Genomic DNA, 21,475 nt, shown 5'->3' with positions numbered 1-21,475 from the left:
GATTAAATAGGTAAAATAGACTCGTTTAGGTATAAATCAGTCCTGTAGAGAAGGCGTGCACCAAGCCAATCTGCGGGACTGATTTGTTTTTTTAGAGGGAGGAAGAATTGCTACAACATGGCAAACGTACGTTCTTTTCTCCCTTGCCTGATATGCTATACTGTTTAATAGAATGTTGTTCGTTGGAAAGGAGGCCGCATCATGTCGGTCCGCTTGTTGATTGGCCGCTCTGGGAGTGGTAAAAGTACGTTAATCCGCAATGAAATGACGTCTATGTTACGCGAGGAGCCGCTAGGTAAGCCTATGCTGTTACTTGTACCGGAGCAATCGTCATTTGCTTCTGAGCATGCGTTACTTACAGAAGCCGGAAACGGTATTCAGGGGTCGGTGCGCGCCCAAGTGATGGGATTTCATCGTCTTGCCTATTTAGTTATGCAGGAAACCGGGGGTTCAGCACTGGTGCCTGTAACGGAAGAAGGCAAGAAGATGCTTTTATATAAAATTATTCGTCGTCGCAAGAATGAACTGAGTTTGTTTAAGGATTCGGGAGACCAGCTCGGCTTTGTGGATCGGTTGAATACATTGTTTACGGAGCTAAAGCAGTATGGAAATGATACTTGGTCTGTACCGGAGCAACTGGAGCGAATGAACGCTGCTGAAGAGTCAACTCCGATTTTGCGCGGCAAGCTCAAAGATATCAGTCTAATCTATGAGGATTTTGAACGAGAGCTGACGCTTAAATATATTGACGGTGAAGATACGCTGCGCATGCTGGCAGAACAGATTGCTGAGTCTTCCCTTGTGCGTGGGGCAGATATTTGGATGGATGGCTACCGCAGGTTTACACCACATGAATACAAGGTGGTGGAGCAGCTTATGCTGCACGCTTCTTCGTTGACAGTGGCGCTGACTTGCAACCGCAGCTACGAGAGCGGACAGCTTCCGCATGAGCTGGATTTGTTTCATCCTTCGGCGGCTACGTATGTAAAGCTCAAAGGAATGGCAGACGAGCTGATGATAGAGACGCAGACTCAATTACTGCGCCCTGATCCGCTGCCGAGATTTAAGGAGCGTCCAGCGTTAGCGTATTTGGAGGCTAACTTTGAACATCGTACAGGGTTACGGAATCAGGAACAACGGATGCGGCTGCAGCAGCTACGAGAGCAGTGGACAGAAGAACAGCCGGAAGGCATAAAACTGTACACTGCGGCTAATCGCCGTGCAGAGCTGGAAGGGGCTGTACGCGAGATGCGTCGTCTGGCCCGAGATGAGGGCGCTCGTTATCGGGAGATGGCTCTGTTTGTACGTCATATTGAAGATTATGAGCCATGGGTGGAACCGATATTCAAACAATATGAGGTTCCAGTATTTCTGGATCAGCGGAGAAGTGTATTGCATCATCCCTTAGTGGAATTGATTCGGGCTTCGCTGGATATCGTGCAGCGTCGTTGGCGATATGAGGATGTATTCCGTGCGGTCAAAACAGACCTTCTCCTGCCGCTGGATGGTCGGGTGAGCCGTGAGGAGATGGACCGTTTGGAAAACTATGTACTAGCCTGCGGAATACAAGGCAGCCGTTGGACAGACGGTCGCCCGTGGCAGGCTGTGCCCAGCTTGTCACTGGAGCTGGAGGAGCAGGAACGGAACCGTCAACGGGATGAAACGTTGGATTTGATGGAACTGTGCCGGGATGTGATCGTGACGCCTTTACGTGCGTTTGAGAAACGTGTGGGCAAGGCACGAACTGCACTTGAGAAGTGTGAAGCGGTATATCTGTTACTGGAGGATGCAGAAATCGGCCACAAGCTGGACGCCTTCATTCATCAGGCAGAGGAAGCAGGAAAACCTGAGCAGGCGAAAGAGCATCGTCAGGTATGGGATGCAGTGCTTGAACTACTGGATCAAATCGTCGAAATGATGGGTGACGAGAGGCTGGATACCTCTTTGTTTGCGGGTGTGCTGGAAACGGGATTGGCTGAGTTCCGTATGGGACTTGTTCCGCCAGCTCTGGATCAGGTTCTAGTCGGAAACACGGACCGTACACGTGTGTCCGGTATTCAACATGCCTTTGTGCTAGGTATGAACGAAGGTGTGATGCCGGCTGTGTTCCATGAGGATGGTGTGTTGAATGAGCAGGAGCGTACGGCATTAAACGAACGGGGCCTAGTGCTGGCGCCGGATATGACAAGACGTCTGTTGGACGAACGTTTTCTCGCTTATACGGCCTTTACTTCAGCCGGTAAAAGCCTGTGGATGAGCTATGCAGTGACTGATGAAGAGGGCAAGTCATTGTTGCCGTCTGAGTTAGTACGACATGTGCGGCAATTGTTTCCTAGTCTGGACGAACGTCCGCTGGCTGGGTACCCTTTGCCTGGGGATGCTTGGACGACGCAATGGGAGTATGCTTCTCATCCGTCCGAGGCTTTGCCGCAGCTCATTGCGCAATTACGACATTGGCGGCGTGGCGGTGACATTTTATCCCCTTGGTGGGAGGTATATAACTGGTATGCAAGCCAGCAAGGGCGTGAGAAGGACAAGCTAACTCAGCTGTTGACCTCACTTTTTTACGAGAACCATGCCGAAATGCAGAAGGAAACGAGCCGCCGTCTGTACGGCAGCAAGCTGCGTACCAGCGTATCTCGTATGGAACGTTTTGTGGCATGTCCATTTTCGCACTTTGCCTCTCACGGTCTTCGTTTGAAGGAACGTCAAATGTATCGCCTGAAGGCCCCGGATATCGGACAATTATTCCATGCCGCTCTTGGAGAGATGGCGATCAATTTACGTAAACGCAATGTCAGCTGGGGCAGTCTCAGCACGGAGGAATGCCGCCAAGAGGCGGAAAGTACAGTGGAGCGTTTGGCACCTCGTCTGCAAGGCGAGATTTTAATGAGCTCCAAGCGGTATGGCTATATTTTGCGCAAATTGAAAGACATCGTGAGCCGTGCTTCGTTGATTTTAGGTGAACATGCGCGAAGAGGTAGCTTTGAGCCGATTGGGCTGGAGTTGGACTTTGGGCCGGGTCAGCAGCTTCCTCCGTTAAGCTTCCGGTTAAATAACGGCGTTGTGATGGAAATTGTCGGACGGATTGACCGTGTAGATGTGGCAGAGGGAGAAAAGGGGTTACTTTTGCGTGTCATCGATTACAAATCTAGCCAAAAGGATCTCAAGCTGCATGAAGTGTACTATGGCCTGTCCTTGCAAATGCTCACCTACCTGGATGTGCTGCTGAATGCGGCGGAGGAATGGTTGGGCGAGACAGCTTATCCAGCGGGTACACTGTATTTTCACGTCCACAATCCGATGTTGCAGTCGCCTAACGGTCTTAGTGCAGAACAGGCCCGTCAGGAGCTTTTGAAACGTTTTAAGATGAAGGGATTATTGCTCGCGGATCGGGATGTAGTTGGGCAAATGGATACAGCATTGGATAAGGGGTATTCTTCTATTTTACCTGTTGCGGTGAAAGCAGACGGCAGTTTTTATAGCAGTGCTTCGGTTGCTTCGCCGGAACAGTGGGACAGCCTACTAGCTTCGGTGCGTCATAATATTCGGACGATTGGTACACGAATGACAGAGGGCGATGTGGCCATTGAACCTTATCGTATCCAGCAAGAGACGGCATGTACCTTCTGCTCTTTTAAGCCTGTTTGTCAATTTGACGACAGTCTGGAGGGCAGTGGCTACAATCAATGGGGTAAACCAGGTAAGGATCAGATCTGGAATCTGCTGGGTCATACACAGGAAGGGAAAGGAGGAATGGACCAATGCTAGGCACGTCAAACACTAAAGGCATGCCGAAGCCGGAAGGCAGTATGTGGAGCGATGACCAGTGGCGTGCAATTTCGGAATCTGGTAACAACATGCTGGTCGCGGCAGCGGCAGGGTCTGGTAAAACTGCGGTGCTCGTAGAGCGTATTATTCGTAAAATCGTCGATCCCCAGCTCGGCTTCAGTGTGGATCGGTTACTGGTAGCGACCTTTACGAAGGCTGCCGCCGCCGAAATGCGTCAACGGATACGCGAAGCGTTGGAACGTGTACTGGAGCAGGAACCGGAAAGTGAGCATGTACGCCGCCAGCTATCGTTGCTGAATCGGGCCTCTATTACGACGCTTCACTCATTTTGTATGGAGGTCATCCGCAGGCATTATCAGGCCATTCCCCTTGATCCCAGTTTTCGGATTATGAATGAGCATGAGACAGAATTGCTGCGTCAGGAGCTTCTAGAAGAACTGTTTGAGGAGAAATATGAGGCTCATGATGAAGGCAGTACATTCCGCAGACTGGTCGACTGGTTCAGTGGAGAACGTACCGATGATGCAATGTACGTGCTTGTTCAGCGGCTGTATGATTTTTCTCAAAGTCATCCTTGGCCAGAACATTGGCTGCGGGAGACAGCGGCAGCATTTCGTGTACAGGATGTAGCCGCTTTGGGAGAGACTCTCTGGGTTCGCAGCATTTTGGCGGATGCTGCACTTTCATTACGCGGAGCAGCGAGCTTGCTGGAACAGGCGCATGAAACAGCTATGCAGCCCGGCGGTCCTGCACCTTATGCCGTGACGTTGCAAGAGGATGCGGCGATGGTGAAGGGATTGTTACAGGAGCTGGAGACACAGCCGTGGGCATCTCTATATGATCATTTTCAGACAGCTTCCTTCGGTAAGCTCAAGCCCGTCAAAAAAGATCAGACCGAGCCTGCATTGCAGGAACGGGTTAAAACGCTGCGCGAAGCAGCCAAAAAAATGATTACAGATATGAAGGCTTCCCTGTTTGGCAGGAGAGCAGAAGCCTATTGGGAGGAGCTGCGCGCCGCGGCTCCGCTGATGGACGAATTGGTAGAAACCGTGATTGTATTCGGGGAACGATTTCAACAACACAAGCAGTCAAAAGGCTTGGTGGACTTCGGGGATTTGGAACATTATTGTCTGAAAATATTACGACATCCCGATTCTACTCCGTACAAGCTACTACCTTCCGACGCTGCGCTCGAATACAAGGCGCAATTCGACGAGGTGCTGTTGGATGAGTATCAGGATACGAATACCGTACAGGAAGATATCGTTAGGCTGGTATCACGGGAGGAACCGGGTAACCGTTTTATGGTGGGCGACGTGAAACAGAGTATTTATCGGTTTCGGCTGGCGGAGCCGGGTCTGTTTTTGAATAAGTATCAACGGTACGGCATGCAGGAGCAGGAAGATGGCTTATTAATTGATCTGGCGCGTAATTTCCGCAGTCGGGAGGAAGTTGTCGATGCGGTCAATTTGGTGTTCCGCCAGATTATGAGTGTGGATGTGGCGGAAATTGAGTACGATGAACGAGCATGGCTGGTACACGGCGCATCCTATCCCGACCCGTCGGATCAAGACACCGCATCTGTATATGCACCTGAGCTGCTGTTAGTTGATAAGGGTGGACATGGTCTTTCTGAGGCTTCGGAGCTGTCCGAAACGGGGGACGAATCTGCTTTACAGGAAAGTGAGCTGGCTGAGCTTGTGGAGTTAGAAACGGCACAGTTAGAGGCTCGTGCGATCGCGCAACGGATTAAAGAACTGACCGGAGATACTGGACAACCACTGTTGATTTACGACAGGGGATTAAAAGCGATGCGTCCGGCAGTCTACGGCGATATCGTCATTTTGCTTCGTTCCGCAAGCGTGTGGGCCCCCCTAATTGTGGAGGAACTGCGGCTTGAGGGCATTCCGGCCTCCGGGGAGCAGACGACAGGCTTTTTTAAAGCAACGGAAGTTGAGGTGATGTTGTCTCTGCTGCACATTATTGATAATCCGCAGCAGGACATCCCGCTTGCATCAGTGCTTCGTTCGCCGATTGTCGGCTTGACCGAAGATGAACTGGCACAAATTCGGTTGGAGAAGCCGGATGGATTGTTTTATGGCGCATTGCTGGCGGCGGCTGAGGCTGACCCACTGGAAGAGAGCGAAAAAGGGATTTCAGCTGACATCATGGAGTTGGATCTTTTCCCAGAGGACTCTTTATCTTCATCTGACTTTGGTAATAGAAATGACGGGAATACGTTGTCTGCCCGACTACGTTCATTTTTGCGTAATTTGGAAGCCTGGCGGCAGGAAGCCAGACAAGGCAGCTTAAGTGCATTGATTTGGAATGTGCTGGAGGAAACAGGATATCTGGATTGGGTCGGTGGACTGCCTGGCGGCTCACAGCGTCAAATCAATTTGCGGGCGCTATATGACCGAGCGAGACAGTATGAGACTTCTACGTCCAACCGAGGATTGTTCCGATTTCTGACCTTCATTTCCCGTCTACGGGAGCGAGGCGGTGATTTAGGATCAATTAGCGGAGAGACTGAACCTGATCAGGCTGTCCGCATTATGACCATTCATAAGAGTAAAGGACTTGAATTCCCTATCGTGTTTATTGCCGGGACAGCAAAAATGTTCAATCAACAGGATCTCAATGCGCCGTTTCTTATGCACAAGGAGTTGGGGTTTGGTCCTAAATATGTGGAGGAACAAAATCGTGTCAGCTACCCTACGCTGCCTAATTTAGCGATCCGCCGACGCTCACAGCTGGAGCTATTGGCTGAGGAAATGCGGGTGTTATACGTGGCGCTTACACGTCCGCGCGAAAAGCTAATTATGACCGGAACTGTGAAGGATCTCGCTTTGCGCGCAGCGGGTTGGGCACGTGCCAAAGAACATACGGAAATTGTCTTACCAGACTATATGCTGGCGGCAGGCCGCAGCTATCTGGACTGGGTAGGTCCCGCTTTGATTCGGCATCCTTCTGCTACTTTGTTGAGGGAAGCGGCAGGTGATCAGGATGGGTACTATCACAGGCTGGAACATATGCCGGGAACAGACTGGTTATTTAAAATCGTGGCCTCGGAAACACTTTCCGGCTCTCGTGTGAACTCGGATCATGAGGAGGAGGTGTCGGGTGAAGAGCGCCAAAAGAAGACAGAAGCACTGAGAAATGCAGAGCTAGTCGACTTGAACGAAGAGAGTGAAACGGATATTGAAGCTGCTCTTTCCTGGACCTATCCGTATGAGCGGGCTGGCAAGACGGCAGCCAATACATCGGTTACTGAGATGAAAAGATGGCTGGAAATGCAGGAGATGGGATCGGACGATTGGCTCAATCTATCTACCTCCCTACTAGCAGAGTTACCGGAGGATCGGGAGGATTCTCACACTGGGAGAAGTCAATTACACTTGCGCAGACCTAAGTTTATGGGGAATCAGCGACTGACTCCAACGGAACGAGGAACGGTCTATCATACGTTGATGCTGCATTTGCCACTAGATGTTGGGATGAGCGCCGAAGTTATCGAGGAAACCAAGGCTCGTTTGCTCAATCAGCGTATGTTACTGGAGGTTCATTCAAAAGCGCTAGATACGGATAAAATATTACGCTTTTTCACTAGTGAGCTGGGTGGCAGAATGCTGGGGGCATCCCATGTTCAACGTGAGCTTCCATTTACTTATACCATGCGGGCAGCCGATTACTGGAATCACAGCTTACCATCCGTGCTGCCAGGACAAGAAACAGATTCGGAAGCTGGACAGGACGGCGATAAAGTGCTGATGAACGGGATTATTGACTGTCTGTTTGAAACTCCTGAAGGACTCGTACTGGTAGATTATAAAACAGATCGGATATCTGAATACCGTACACTGTCCCATTTAACAGACCAATATCGATTTCAATTGGAGCTGTATGCCCGTGTGATCGAAGAGATTACAGGCAAAAAGGTTGCTGAGAAGTGGTTGTATTTTTTAGAAGCTGGAGAGAGTGTACGGCTGTAGTTATATAGATAGGGAGAGGAGGAATAGCATGCGGATTTTGCATACAGGTGATTGGCATTTGGGCCGCACGTTGGAAGGACGCAGCCGTTTGAAGGAGCAGGAGGCGTTTTTGGAAGAATTGGCGAAAATGGCTGACGATCAGCAGGCCGATTTGATTATGATGGCTGGAGACGTATACGACTCAGTCAATCCTTCGGCCGCAGCCGAGCAATTGTTTTATGAAACGTCTGCCCGTCTTACGGCTGGAGGAAGACCACTAGTCGTCATTGCGGGCAATCATGATCAGCCGGAAAGGGTATCCTCGGTCACACCGCTGGTGAGCGGGCGCGGAATTACATTGCTGGGACTGCCCCATGGGGAAGCGGTACGCGTTCATACACCGCGAACGGGTGAAATGGCATGCATTGCAGCCTTGCCATATCCCTCCGAGTCTCGTCTGAACGAGCTATTGTCTGAAGACGGAGATGAAACAGTATTGCGCGAGGCATACAGCCGCCGTGTGGGCTTGCTGATGTCACAGCTGGGTACAGCATTTCGGCCTGACACCGTTAATTTGTCGATGAGCCATATTTATGTGCTCGGCGGGCTGGAGTCGGACTCGGAACGTCCGATTCAGGTCGGGGGGGCGTATACCGTAGATCCGTCTGCTTTGAGCATTGGGGCACAGTATACGGCTCTAGGTCATTTGCATCGTCCCCAATATGTGAAGGGAGACGGGCTGATGCGTTACAGTGGCTCGCCGCTGGCTTATAGCTTTTCCGAAGCCGGACAAGCGAAATCGGTTACGTTAATTGACGTGGTTGCGGGCAAGCCTGCTCAGGTGGAGGAACTGTATATTACCAGTGGACGCCCATTAGTGAGGTGGCGCGCACGGGGAGGTCTGGAGGAAGTATATCGCTGGCTGGACGAAGGACTGGATGCCGATGCCTTTATTGATCTGGAAATTACGCTGGATGAAGCGATGTCGATGGGAGATATTCAGCGGCTGCGCAAAAGCCGTGAAGGCATCATTCATATTCGCCCAATGTATCCAGAAATGGCTGCCGCACAGCTGGAGCACCAACGATCAGAACTGCCAGTGCATGAGTTGTTCCGGGCATTCTATCAGCGGCAGACAGGTGGAGCACAGCCGGATGACGGATTAGTGCAGTTGTTTCTGGAACTGGTGGAACAGGATGATGCAAGAGACCACGCTGAGGAGGATGACGCATGAAACCAATCCTTCTAAAACTGGCGGGGTTGCAAAGCTACCGGGAGTCGCAGGAAATTCGTTTTGACGATTTGACCGAAACTGGACTGTTCGGGATATTTGGCCCAACGGGTAGTGGAAAATCAACGCTGCTGGATGCCATTACGTTGGCTATGTATGGTAAAGTGGAGCGGGCAGTGAATGGTACACAAGGCATTATGAACCATGCTGAGGATACGTTGTCTGTTGCATTTACGTTTGAATTAATGTCAGCTCAAGGGCCTCGTCGTTACCGTGTAGAACGACGTTTCAAACGTGCTGGAGGCGTATCGGTTAATAATACGCTTAGCCGTTTTATTGCGTTAACAGAGGATGGCGAAGAAGTGCTTGCCGATAAGGTGCAGGATGTGACGCGCTGTGTGGAGGAGTATATCGGCCTAAAAATGGACGATTTTACACGAGCTGTCGTATTGCCGCAGGGAAAGTTTGCGGAATTCTTGTCCTTAAAGGGCAGTGAACGTAGACAGATGCTACAGCGTTTGTTCCATCTGGAGAAGTACGGAGATCAACTTGCACAGAAGCTAAGCCGTCGTGTGAAAGATAACGATAGCGCACTGAAAGCGTTAGAGGCGGAGCAGCAAGGGCTGGGGGATGCGAGTGCTGAAGCGCTTGAACATGTAGAGTCGCGTCTAAAAGAGGCGATTGCCAACGCAGAAGCTTCGCGTCGCGAGCTAGAGCGTGTCTCACGTGAATCGGAGGCGCTCAACAAAACCCGTGAGCTGGTCATCGAGCTCAGCCAAAGATCGAACGAGCTGGAGCAGTTGGCAGCACAGGAGCCGGGCATTACTTTGCTGGAGCGCAAGCTTCGACAAGCAACTGCAGCCGAGGCATTGCTGCCTGCGCTGACGGATTGGAAGGAAGCCATTGCTGAAGCGGAAAAACGGCAAAAGACTGCCGAAGAAATGGAAGTCCTGGCCGCTACCGCGCAGGAGGCTGCGCTTGTGTCTGCACAAGCAGATGAGCAGGCCCGGCAAGCACTCAGTGCCGAAGAACCGAAGCTATTGCTTCGGATCGACCAACTAGAGCAGGCGCTTCAACTGGAGCGTGATTCGGAAGCGTTGCGGACCGAACGGGAACGTCTGGCGGCCGAGCTTGTGCAAAGCGAACAAACCCTTGCTGAACATGCAGAAGGACTCGCAAAGGAACAAGAGCTACAGACGCGAGGCTTGAAGCGACAGCAGGAGCTTCAACAAGAGCTAAAGCAAAATGAAGTGCGGGCAGATGAGCGGCGTATGCTGCAAGAGGCTGTGCAACGGTTGCAACAGCTGGAAATCGCGAACGAGCAATTGCGTGAAGCTGAACTGGAGTACGCCACTCAGGAGAAACGGCTTGCGCAAGCAGACGAACGTCTGAAGCTGACGGACCAGGAGACACAGGAGACGGAGGCACGGCGTTCTGCCCTTGCTGCACAGGCAGCTGATGGCATTGAGTCATTGCTGACGCTCGAGGCAGAAATCACCGCCGATATGTCGTCACTGGCCTCCGAGGAAGAGCAACTGCGCCACGAGCTCCGTGCCGAGGAGCTGGGCCGTCTCGCTCAGCATCTCGCTGCCGAGTTGCGCGAAGGCGAGCCGTGCGCAGTGTGCGGCTCGCTGCATCACCCCGCGCCTGCCGTCGTCGCGGCGCATAGCGCGGATGCCGCTGCGCCAGATGAGCTGCACCGCCTGCGGCTCGGTTTGCAGGAGCTGCGCCTTACACTGCGCCAGCAGTTGCACGAGCAGCGCAGCTTGCTGGCGCAGCCTGCCACCGCAGACAGCGGCGCTGCTGCCACGGGCGAGCCTTTCACGCCTGCGGCAGCACCAGCAGAGCCGCGCGGTGCCGCCGCTTGGGCGGAGCGCTGCACGGCGCTGGAGCGTGCTGCGGCAGAGCTAGCCGCACGTGCGCATACGCTGCCTGCCGAGGCACAGGCGCTGCGCGAGGCAGACGCCGCCGGACAGCAGCGGCGTATCCGTGCTGCCGCCGAGCAGGAGGCAGCAGCTGCAGCGCTGACGCAGGCACGCAGCAAGCGCGAGGCATGCACCACGCGCAGCGAGGGGCTGCGCGCCGAATGGGCGGCGCAGCTAACGGATGTCGCTCCGAGCGAAGCTGCGGAGCGTTACCGCGCCATGCAGGAGCGCGACGGGCGTGCGGAAGAGCTGCGGTCCCGGCTGGAGACGAGTGTGACCTTCCTCGAAGGAAAGGCGGAGCGTGTTCAACAGATACAGCAGAGTATCATCGAGGAGGACAAAATCATTATTGCCCGCCGTACAGGGCTCCAAAGCAAAGATGATTCGCTTCGTGAAAAGTTAGCACAGCTCCGAAAATGGGTTGGAGATGGCCAAGCGGCTTCATTGCTGGAAGAAGCGACCTCGCGACTGCGGGGACTTAAAAACGGAGCCGAAGCCGCGGCACGCCGCCGTACCGAAGCGGAAGAACGCAAGCAGCAAGCCGTTCATGCTTCACTGATTGCTCGGCAGGCCTCCGACTCGGCAGAAGAAAGACGGCAGATGGCAGAGTCCCGTTGGGGCAGCCGTCTGGAAGCCTCCTCCTTCGCTACGGAAGCAGAGGTCATGGAATGCTGCCTGGGACCGGAAGAAGCCGCACGCTATGAGCGTGAAGTGAGTTTGCATCGAGAACGGGAAAAAGAGCTGTCTTCCCGCTTAAAACATGTCGAAGAGCAGCTGAATGGAGCAACGGTAACAGAGGAACAGTGGGAAACGGCCACTGCACAGCTACGTGATTGCCGTGCACGCGACGAAGAGGCGCTTCAGAATCGCGCCAAGGCTGAGCGTGATTTAGAGGACTTGCAGCATCGGCACGTCCGCTGGATGAAGCTGGAGTCCAATCGTATACATTTGCGTAGCGAAGCGGAAAAAATGTCCAAGCTCCAGTCTGTTTTTCGCGGCAATGCCTTTGTTGAATATATTGCCGAGGAGCAGCTCATGCAGGTCAGTCAGTCGGCTTCACGCCGCCTGCGTTTTCTGACCAAGCAGCGTTACGCGTTAGAGGTAGATTCCAGCGGTGGATTTGTCATTAGTGACGATGCCAACGGTGGGGTCAAACGTCCGGTATCGACCTTGTCCGGTGGCGAAACGTTCCTGACCTCCTTGTCGCTTGCGCTTGCGCTGTCGGCTCAAATTCAATTGCGGGGCCAATACCCTCTGCAATTTTTCTTTCTGGATGAAGGCTTTGGAACGTTGGACCCTGAGCTGCTTGACACAGTGATCACCTCACTGGAAAAGCTGCACCATGATCAATTGTCTGTTGGTGTGATTAGTCATGTGCCTGAACTACGGGCCCGTCTTCCGCGCAAGCTAGTTGTTCTGCCAGCAGAGCAGGCTGGAGGCGGCTCACGTGTGGTTATGGAAACTTTTTGAAGCTATGTGATACAGGTCACAGATACAGTTTCAAACTATTGTTATAATACAGCCAAGCCGACAAGTTAATCATACAGCACCCCGGCGGACGTATGCTGCGGAAGAAATCTTCCCATCATACGTCCGTTCAGAGGGGCTCTGCCAAGAGCTCCCGGGGTGCTTCTTTTTTTTTGCAAGCCGGAATTCGCCCAATTTGATGTAGCAAATAGCCCGTTTTTGAATAACATACGGTATACATGCAAGAGCCTAGGAGGAAACAACCATGGAAAAAAGCATGACAACCGAAAAAGTTACAGCACCGGAACAGACGGATGCTAAAACACTATGTCAAAAGCATATGCATCGTTATGTATGCGTATGGGTGAAGGACGGGACAATGTATGACGGCATTGTAGAGCATGTGGATGATGAAAAGATATACTTAGCCGTTCCTATGGGTGGAGACGAGATGGAGAATGTCAATGTTAATCTCCCATATCCGCCTAATAATTGTGGCTGCGGCTCCCGTGCTTATGGTGGCTATGCGTCTTATCCTCCGTATCCGTATCCGTACCCGTATCCAGTACCCGCTTATGCATATGGGTTCCCATACGGACGCCGTCGCTTTAATCGTTTGATTCTGCCACTTGCAGCGTTGACAGCGATTAGCTTGCTGCCTTATTACTAATCCTATTTCCTTAGTCGCCAGACATAGTGAATTCTCTGCTCTCTCCCGCCTACAGTTCTTGTGCAGTACAAGTGACTTTAAGGCGCATCCATACATTATCACCATGCAAGGCTGCTTCTTCCATTATGAAGAAACAGCCTCTTTTTCACGTAAAACATCCCGAATATGATCCAGTAATTGAAACTGTATCAGTACAGTTCAATGAAATGAGGTATCCTGTTTATCCATAAACCATGGTAACATCTAGCGTGTAAAGAAACATAAGACGGAATAAGTATGTAATGAAATGAGCATGTAATGAGTATGTAAAGAGCAGGTGGGAGGATATTGTGAAAAAATACGTTTCAATTTTATTGGATATAGAACTTAAAATTCGCGAGGGACAATATAAATCAGGTTACAAGCTGCCGTCGGTCCGTGAGGCTTCTGAATTATACAGGTGCAGCAAAAGCACGATTCTGCGGGCATATGCTGAACTTGAAAAGAAACACGCCATCTATTCCATACCGCAAAGTGGATACTATGTAGTGGAAAATTCGGGCGATTTACACCATAGCCATGTTCAAGACTCCGTTGATTTTGCTTCGGCCTCCCCGGATTTGAATGTATTCCCTTATCTGGATTTCCAACATTGTTTGAATCAGGCTATTGACACCTACAAATATCATCTGTTCACTTATGGCGATTCGCAAGGACTGGAAACACTGCGTCATACGTTGGTTTCCCATTTGGCTGATACTCAGGTGTTTGCAAAAATGGATCGGATTATCGTTACTTCGGGTGTTCAGCAGGCATTAGAGATACTCGCTAAAATGCCGTTTCCCAATGGCAAAGAAAAGGTTTTGGTCGAGCAGCCAAGTTACGATATATATTTGCGTTTTCTGGAGGAAGAGAACATACCCGTCAGTACCATCGTCCGGACAGCGGAAGGTATGGATTTTCACGAATTGGAGAATCAATTTAAGAACGAGAGCATCAAGTTTTTTTATAGCATGTCAAGATATCATAATCCATTAGGCGTCTCTTACAACACAGAGGAGCGAAAAGCGATAGCTGCCTTAGCCGCCAAATATGATGTGTACATCGTAGAAGATGACTATATGGCAGATTTGGGAACCGATCATCTTTTTGATCCCATTTATGCGTACGACCAGACGGACCATGTTATTTATTTGAAAAGCTTCTCGAAAATCATTTTCCCTGGCTTACGATTAGGAGTTGCGGTATTGCCAGGAGTCCTATTGAAGACGTTTAACACTTATAAAAGATATGTCGACACATCTATGTTGTCTCAGGCGGCGCTTGATATTTATATTAAAAATGGAATGTATGAACGCCACAAGCACACAATATGTAAACTGTATTCGGAGCGCGTTCGTGCTCTTAACAAGGCTGTGGAACGATACAATCAGGCCGGATACGTTCAGGCTTCAGCTGTAACCTCAGGAGTTTATATACAGTTTAAACTGCCTCGGACGGTGAATTTGGAACGCTTGGTACAGTGTCTTTCCGCGAGGAACATTCAGGTTGTAGCTGGCAAAGGCTTTTATTTATCAGGCTATAGGGAACAAGAGAAATTTTTGCGCATAAGTATTTCGCGCGCACAGTTGGATCAAATTGATGCAGGGGTGAAAGCTATTATAGAGGAAGTTAGTAAGGGAAACTGGTATTAAGACCCTTTTTCCGTTATGATACATATAGAAACTAAGTATAACCAAACATGGCTGTATATGTTTCTATTCAGTGTGGGAAATACATAACTTTGAATGCCGAGAGCAAGGGCTGTTTGTGTCTATTTGCTTATGATCGGCTCACTGCCAAAGGAGGGTTTTGAATGGACGATCTGTTTTTGAAAATTGTGGATGGAACCATCCCCAGCAAGAAGGTGTTGGAAACCGACAATGTGCTCGCATTTCATGACATCCAGCCTGCGGCGCCAGTACACGTGCTCATTATTCCAAAAAAATATATTCCTTCGATGAACGCTGTGACGGAGGAGGATCTTCCTCTTATCGCGGAGATTCATCGCGTTGCGGTTGAGGTTGCGAAAAAGTTAGGAATTGCCGAGTCTGGCTATCGGTTGATTAACAACTGTGGCCCGGATAGTGGACAAGCGGTGGGGCATCTGCATTATCACTTACTGGGCGGCGCCAAATTGGGTGCCTTGACAGGTATTTCGGACTCACATTCTTAAAAAATGACAGAGCTTGTCTTTTCAGTAATACGGATGTGAATGGAGAAAAATGGCCCTTTATGTATTCATTTTTTCTTATAGGTTGACACCTGGTTTCCGTTTCACCTATAATAAAATTTGATGAACCGTGTTATTGCTCTTGGACGGTCTGGTCGGAGGGAGGGAAAACTGGTGTCTGAAACTAAAGTTCGCAAAAACGAGACAATTGATGCTGCACTTCGTCGCTTTAAACGTTCCATTGCTAAGGATGGCGTATTGGCTGAGGTGAAGAAACGCAAGCATTATGAAAAGCCAAGCGTAAAGCGCAAGAAAAAGTCCGAGGCTGCTCGTAAGAGAAAGTTCTAGGAGGATCTAAGCAATCATGAATTTGAGCGAACGATTGAACGAAGATATGAAGCAAGCAATGAAGAGTAAGGACAAGTTCAAACTCTCCACCATTCGAATGGTTCGTTCTACGATTAAAAATCTTGAAATAGATTTGAAACGGGATTTGGACGACAACGAAGTGCTTGATATTCTGAGTCGTGAGATCAAACAGCGAAAAGATGCCCTCCATGAATTTGAAAAAGCCGGTCGTGATGAACTTGCGACAAGCACTAAAGCAGAAATAGAGATCATCGCTCAGTACCTTCCCGAACAACTTTCTGAGGAAGAAATTAAAGTTATTGTACAGCAGACCATCCAGGAAACCGGTGCTTCTTCGAAAGCCGAGATGGGGAAAGTAATGACGGCCTTGATGCCTAAGGTAAAAGGCCGCGCTGACGGTAAGCTCGTGAACCAAGCGGTTCAGCAATTTCTGCAATAAACCTGCGACAAACAGGAAAACACAACACCCTCTGTTTACAGAGGGTGTTATTTCTATATATGCGATGCCTACCATAGAATGTAATGATGAGAAGATTCTTTTATGTAAGCGCTATTATTAATTGTGTGAAACGTGATGTCCGTCGGGTGCGTAAAGTATCTGACAGCCGTCAGGATTAGCAATATACCCAATAATTTCACATTAAATCCTGAAAACTGTATAGTTTGTCTAACAAAGTTTGGTATGCTGTAACATAGAAAGATCGAAAGGGGGAGAGAAATGCATAGAGAACATCACCACTCCAGTCGCAAATTGATCTTTTTAACGTTGTGGATTATGGTATCCGTTTTGCTGTTACCCTTAGTTCATTCTGAATCAGCGGCGGCCCAAACTAAAGGTGGAGCTGTGTTTGTTATACCAGTTGATCAGGAAATTGAGCAAGGTCTGGGCAAATTTATGGAACGTGGATTTGCAGAAGCAACAGATTCCAAAGCAGGTCTGATTTTACTGGATATTAACACTCCCGGTGGACGGGTAGATACAGCGGAGAAGCTGGGCAAACTGATTAAAGACAGTCCAATTCCGACCGTAGCCTATATAAGGGGCGAAGCGGCCTCAGCGGGTAGCTATATTGCGTTGAGCGCAAACAAGATTGTTATGAAACCGGGGAGTATTATCGGAGCAGCAGCGTTAGTAGACGGTAGGGGGCAGGCTATCACAGATCCAAAAACGGTAGCATGGTGGAAGAGTAGCATGGCATCTGCCGCAGAAGCTGGCGGACGTAATCCAGATATTGCCAGAGGTATGGTTGACTCCAAAACAACCGTATCTATTCCAGAGATGAACTTTAATAAGGAAAATGGTCAGATCATTTCTTTAACCAGTGAGGAAGCGCTGAAGTTGGGTTATGCGGATCACATCGCGTCTTCCGAACAAGAAGTTATCCAGTGGATGGGTTACAGCACGGATGATGTAATTCATGTGGAGCGAACATGGGCTGAAAAAGCAGCCGAGATATTGACCAACCCAATTGTGCAGACGTTGCTTTTATTTATCGGTATCGCGGGTGTCGTTATTGAGCTGCTCGTACCCGGTTTTGGTGTACCGGGAATTTTGGGCATACTCGGATTTGGTTTGTATTTTTTCGGCAATTATATCGCTGGTTTTGCAGGTTCGGAGACGTGGTTGTTATTTATTATCGGTCTGGCTCTGCTTATACTTGAAATGTTCATCCCAAGCTTTGGTATTTTGGGCATTTTGGGTTCAGTCAGTCTTGTCGCCGGAGTTGTTCGGGCAGCATACAACATGCAGCATGCGTTTATATCTTTGGGCATTGCCTTTGCAGCTGCGGTTGCTGTTGTGGCGATTATCGCGGTTGTATTCAAGGACCGAGGGATATGGAACCGTTTTATACTTAAAGAAAGTTTAACGGCTGAACAAGGCTTTTCTTCAGTTGTGAACCGGGAAATGTTATTAGGTCAACGGGGTGTCAGTCTGACACCACTTCGTCCAGCCGGAACGGTGCTGATCGCTGATGAGCGAGTCGATGTTGTAACGAACGGCGAGTTTATTGCTACAGATATGCCGATTATAGTATCCAAAGTAGAAGGTGGGCGAATTGTGGTCAAGGCAGACATTAGCGTCTAAACAAGTAAACAACAAAGAATTAGATTAATGGAGGATGATGCGAGTGTTCGAATCGGGTATTGTCAGCGTTTTGCTGATTGCCGTTGTAGTGATTATTGTATTGAGCGTATTTTTCAGTTTCTTCCCGGTGATGCTGTGGATTTCAGCATTGGCTTCGGGTGTGCGTATTGGCATCATTACGCTGGTAGCTATGCGGTTACGGCGCGTCACGCCAAGCCGAATTGTCAATCCGCTCATTAAGGCAACCAAGGCGGGTCTGGGCTTGAACATCAACCAGCTGGAAAGCCATTTTCTCGCAGGAGGGAATGTAGACCGAGTGATCAATGCGTTGATTGCTGCCCAGCGTGCTAACATTCCGCTTGAATTTGAACGTGCGGCTGCGATTGACCTTGCGGGACGGGATGTTCTGCAAGCGGTCCAAATGAGCGTTAATCCGCGTGTTATTGAGACACCTACTGTTGCAGCGGTCGCCAAGGATGGTATCGAAGTGAAGGTTAAAGCTCGTGTTACCGTGCGTGCCAACATTGATCGACTCGTCGGGGGTGCCGGAGAAGAAACGATTATTGCACGGGTCGGTGAAGGTATCGTTACAACCGTAGGTTCCAGTAATTCGCATAAGGACGTGCTGGAGAATCCGGATTCAATTTCGAGAACTGTATTGTCCAAAGGTTTGGATGCCGGGACAGCATTTGAAATCCTGTCCATTGATATTGCGGACGTTGATGTAGGTAAAAATATCGGTGCTTTTCTGCAAACAGAGCAGGCGGAAGCCGACAAACGTATTGCGCAGGCAAAAGCAGAAGAGCGGCGTGCGATGGCTGTAGCGCAGGAGCAGGAAATGAAGGCACGTGTCGTAGAAATGAGAGCACGCGTGGTGGAATCCGAATCCGAAGTGCCGCTGGCAATGGCTGAAGCATTGCGTGGCGGGAAACTTGGCGTCATGGACTATATGAATTTGAAAAATATTGAGGCGGATACGCAAATGCGTGGCTCCTTAGGCAAACCGAATGAGAACTTGGGGAATGACAATAAGAACCGGGATTAATGACGGGACATAGCCGATGAATTACGGCAGCTAGGTGGTGAGTAATGAACTTTATCAGCTGGATCTTTGAACATTTGTATATCCTGATCGTGATTGGCTTTGCTTTGGTGTCCTTTTTGGGGAAAAGCATCCAAGGTACAGGGCGGAAATCTCCGCCGCGAAAAGGTATGCCTACCTTTGGTGGTGATCATGGTTCCCGCGGACCCTCGACGTCATCCAGACCCTTCACAACGGAACGTGGGCAAGAGCAGCGTCAGCAGGATGTTGCTGGGGAGTTGCAACGTCAATTTCCTAATGAACGACGGGCGGTTATGGAAGCTCGTCGTATAGAAGAAGTGGGCGATCGGTCGGAAACAGAAGGATGGATTGACCGGGATTCATTAGATAACGGTTCGACTCTAGAGGATCGGATCCGTGCTATGGAAGAAGAACGCAGGTTGGTTTTAGCCCGTCTCGATCGTATATCCAACGCGAGGGAGTCAGGGGAAATTACAGATGCGCCAGAGATAGCTTCGCAAGATCGTAATACGGTGGATACGGCTGATCTGCGCAGAGGTGTGATTTGGGCAGAAATATTAGGTCCTCCGCGTTCCAAGCGCTATATGGGTGGAGGAAGACGTTAAAATGATAGTGGATCCGTCACAGCTTTGGCTGTGGTGGATCTTTTTTTTGTGAGCTTTAGGAATACATAAGCATGCTCAGAATAAAAAATGAATTAACGACAAATGCTCTAATTACCTGACAACGAATGTGATAATCCCTTGTGCGCCCTAGGTTTCTCACATTTGTTGTCATCTAAAATGGTGGCATTTTGTCTAATTTAGAGTCTCATTTATGAAAATATATTCGTGAAAAATGATCAAATGTAACAATATGAATGGAGCTTTCCGAAAGCAGTTTTCATTTTTTCTTTTTTATATATAATGTTCTCAATGATAGATACTTATGAAATTTACTCCAAATTTAGCTAAAATTTGATTTATATCGAGGTGATAAAACAAGATTATTAAAATGGAAAAATAATTTTTAGGAGGATGGGATGGATGGGAAATAGCTTGTTCAGAAAGAAGAGCATTGATCAGTTGATTGCCGCTACGCGGGGGGAAAAAGCACTCAAAAGGGAACTGGGTGCGTTTGATTTAACGATGCTTGGGATTGGAGCCATTATCGGAACGGGGATTTTTGTGTTGACAGGTACGGGAGCAGTTACGGCTGGTCCAGGCTTGGTACTTTCTTTTGTGATTGCGGGACTCGCCTGTTTATTCGCAGCATTGGCTTATGCGGAGTTTGCATCCACCGTTCCAGTATCCGGTTCTGTTTACACTTTTACATATGCTACGATGGGGGAACTATTGGCCTTTATTATTGGATGGGATTTAATTTTGGAATACATGCTGGCAGCCAGCGCCGTTTCCGCAGGTTGGTCGGGTTACTTTGTATCTTTTTTGAATGGAATTGGCCTTCACATTCCGCTTGAATTCACTGCCGCACCGGGGACTTTAAAAGACCAAACTACTTATTTTAATCTCCCAGCTTTTTTAATTTTGATGGGTATCACGTTCTTGCTTTATTTTGGGATAAAAGAATCAAAACGGATAAACAACTTCATGGTAATTGTAAAGATTATTGTTATTTTATTATTTATCATCGTTGCTTTTAAATATGTGAAGCCAGATAATTGGACACCATTTATGCCGTTTGGGTTCAGTGGGGTATTTGGAGCCGCAGCTCTTGTGTTTTTTGCTTTTATTGGTTTTGATGCTGTTTCATCAGCGGCTGAAGAAACCAAAAATCCCGCTCGTGATTTACCACGAGGGATCATTTTCTCACTCGTTATTTGTACGTTTTTGTATGTCATTGTTAGCGCGATTATGACTGGTATAGTACCGTTTATGCAATTTGAAGGTATCTCTCATCCAGTGTCATTGGTATTGCAGGTTGCGGGCCAGAACTGGGTTGCAGGCATTGTAGATATAGGAGCTATCTTAGGGATGACAACGGTCATGCTGGTAATGCTCTATGGTCAAACGCGCATTATGTTTGCTATGTCACGTGACGGTTTAGTCCCCAAGATATTATCCAAGGTTCATTCAAAATATAAAACGCCCTACATTAACACGTTGTTTTTTGGTACTTTATCTGCATTAATGGGTGGGCTGATCCCGCTAGATGAGTTAGCTAGTTTGGTGAACATTGGAACCTTGTCAGCATTTATTCTGATTTCGGTCGCCGTCATCGTTATGAGAAAAACACAACCTGACTTGCCAAGGGCCTTCCGATGTCCTGGAGTTCCGTATATTCCGATCCTGGCTATCGTTTCATGTGGGGTGCTCATTCTTAATTTGAATGGTCAGACATTTATTCGCTTTATTATTTGGCTTGTCATTGGTATGGCTGTTTACTTCTTATACTCTAGAAAAAACTCTCTTTTGAATCGAGATAACGAAAAATAACCGTGTCGTCTAATGAAAATCAAAAAAAGACAACCTTGTTTTCGATATGAAAACGAGGTTGTCTTTTTTGTTTGAATTTTAAAAGGACACATCTTTTTCCTCTGCAATATAGCAGCTGCTGCGAATTGTAAGTTTAGCCTCATAAATGCGGGGACTGGATCATAAAATGTACAGTACAGATATCTGTGGCGCTGGTGTAATGGCGTTCACTGATAATAAGAATATAAGATGAAAAGCCAGCAGCATAGCTGCCATGAAACATCTATCGGTACCGA

At 49.0% G+C, this 21,475-nt stretch carries 13 protein-coding genes; all 13 read left to right on the top strand.

Features of this window, described 5'->3' with window-relative positions:
• Window positions 1–201 precede the first annotated feature (201 nt).
• The 13 genes from addB (at window position 202) to bcaP (ending at window position 21,200) form a co-directional block, all read left to right on the top strand.
• Entirely contained in the window at window positions 202–3,771 is a 3,570-nt protein-coding gene (addB, locus tag KAI36_RS17980) for a helicase-exonuclease AddAB subunit AddB (RefSeq protein WP_220025618.1), read from the top strand.
• Complete coding sequence (gene addA / locus KAI36_RS17975; protein ID WP_220025617.1) at window positions 3,765–7,784, top strand: helicase-exonuclease AddAB subunit AddA; 4,020 nt, start codon at window positions 3,765–3,767, stop codon at window positions 7,782–7,784. The genes addB and addA overlap by 7 nt, the downstream gene beginning before the upstream one ends.
• Window positions 7,785–7,812: 28 nt before the next feature.
• Complete coding sequence (locus KAI36_RS17970; RefSeq protein WP_071641834.1) at window positions 7,813–8,997, top strand: exonuclease SbcCD subunit D; 1,185 nt, start codon at window positions 7,813–7,815, stop codon at window positions 8,995–8,997.
• Complete coding sequence (locus tag KAI36_RS17965) at window positions 8,994–12,389, top strand: AAA family ATPase (protein ID WP_220025616.1); 3,396 nt, start codon at window positions 8,994–8,996, stop codon at window positions 12,387–12,389. Before KAI36_RS17970 ends, KAI36_RS17965 begins: the two co-directional genes overlap by 4 nt.
• A 262-nt stretch (window positions 12,390–12,651) precedes the next feature.
• Window positions 12,652–13,056, top strand: a complete 405-nt coding sequence (locus KAI36_RS17960) for a hypothetical protein (RefSeq protein ID WP_029517802.1) — start codon at window positions 12,652–12,654, stop codon at window positions 13,054–13,056.
• 329 nt (window positions 13,057–13,385) lie between these two features.
• Entirely contained in the window at window positions 13,386–14,729 is a 1,344-nt protein-coding gene (locus KAI36_RS17955; protein ID WP_220025615.1) for an aminotransferase-like domain-containing protein, read from the top strand.
• Window positions 14,730–14,890: 161 nt separating this feature from the next.
• Complete coding sequence (locus KAI36_RS17950) at window positions 14,891–15,250, top strand: histidine triad nucleotide-binding protein (protein ID WP_025722131.1); 360 nt, start codon at window positions 14,891–14,893, stop codon at window positions 15,248–15,250.
• A 171-nt stretch (window positions 15,251–15,421) separates the two neighbouring features.
• Window positions 15,422–15,595, top strand: a complete 174-nt coding sequence (gene rpsU / locus KAI36_RS17945; RefSeq protein ID WP_005547957.1) for a 30S ribosomal protein S21 — start codon at window positions 15,422–15,424, stop codon at window positions 15,593–15,595.
• A 16-nt stretch (window positions 15,596–15,611) separates the two neighbouring features.
• A complete protein-coding gene (locus KAI36_RS17940) occupies window positions 15,612–16,055 on the top strand; it encodes a GatB/YqeY domain-containing protein (RefSeq protein WP_013311146.1) in 444 nt (147 codons plus the stop codon).
• Window positions 16,056–16,334: 279 nt separating this feature from the next.
• Entirely contained in the window at window positions 16,335–17,702 is a 1,368-nt protein-coding gene (locus tag KAI36_RS17935) for an NfeD family protein (protein WP_220025614.1), read from the top strand.
• A gap of 43 nt (window positions 17,703–17,745) precedes the next feature.
• Entirely contained in the window at window positions 17,746–18,747 is a 1,002-nt protein-coding gene (gene floA, locus KAI36_RS17930; RefSeq protein ID WP_276572470.1) for a flotillin-like protein FloA, read from the top strand.
• Between the two features lie 44 nt (window positions 18,748–18,791).
• Window positions 18,792–19,370: a hypothetical protein gene (locus KAI36_RS17925; RefSeq protein WP_220025613.1), complete on the top strand. Its 579-nt coding sequence runs from the start codon at window positions 18,792–18,794 to the stop codon at window positions 19,368–19,370.
• Window positions 19,371–19,790: 420 nt separating this feature from the next.
• Window positions 19,791–21,200 carry a branched-chain amino acid transporter BcaP gene (bcaP, locus tag KAI36_RS17920; RefSeq protein ID WP_220025612.1) on the top strand — a complete coding sequence of 470 codons (1,410 nt, stop codon included), beginning with the start codon at window positions 19,791–19,793 and terminating at the stop codon, window positions 21,198–21,200.
• The last annotated feature ends 275 nt before the right edge of the window (window positions 21,201–21,475 follow it).

Source organism: Paenibacillus sp. S02 (genome assembly GCF_019454065.1).
In the GTDB taxonomy this organism is placed as follows: Bacteria; Bacillota; Bacilli; order Paenibacillales; family Paenibacillaceae; genus Paenibacillus; species Paenibacillus polymyxa_B.
The sequence above is the reverse complement of the archived record's forward strand: the minus strand, read 5'-3'. Positions and strand labels throughout refer to the sequence as shown.

Bases quoted from the DNA above. Each gene is read 5' to 3' on its own strand.
- addB (WP_220025618.1), top strand. From the start codon at position 202: ATGTCGGTCCGCTTGTTGATTGGCCGCTCTGGGAGTGGTAAAAGTACG.
- addA (WP_220025617.1), top strand. From the start codon at position 3,765: ATGCTAGGCACGTCAAACACTAAAGGCATGCCGAAGCCGGAAGGCAGT.
- KAI36_RS17970 (WP_071641834.1), top strand. From the start codon at position 7,813: ATGCGGATTTTGCATACAGGTGATTGGCATTTGGGCCGCACGTTGGAA.
- KAI36_RS17965 (WP_220025616.1), top strand. From the start codon at position 8,994: ATGAAACCAATCCTTCTAAAACTGGCGGGGTTGCAAAGCTACCGGGAG.
- KAI36_RS17960 (WP_029517802.1), top strand. From the start codon at position 12,652: ATGGAAAAAAGCATGACAACCGAAAAAGTTACAGCACCGGAACAGACG.
- KAI36_RS17950 (WP_025722131.1), top strand. From the start codon at position 14,891: ATGGACGATCTGTTTTTGAAAATTGTGGATGGAACCATCCCCAGCAAG.
- KAI36_RS17940 (WP_013311146.1), top strand. From the start codon at position 15,612: ATGAATTTGAGCGAACGATTGAACGAAGATATGAAGCAAGCAATGAAG.
- KAI36_RS17935 (WP_220025614.1), top strand. From the start codon at position 16,335: ATGCATAGAGAACATCACCACTCCAGTCGCAAATTGATCTTTTTAACG.
- KAI36_RS17925 (WP_220025613.1), top strand. From the start codon at position 18,792: ATGAACTTTATCAGCTGGATCTTTGAACATTTGTATATCCTGATCGTG.
- bcaP (WP_220025612.1), top strand. From the start codon at position 19,791: ATGGGAAATAGCTTGTTCAGAAAGAAGAGCATTGATCAGTTGATTGCC.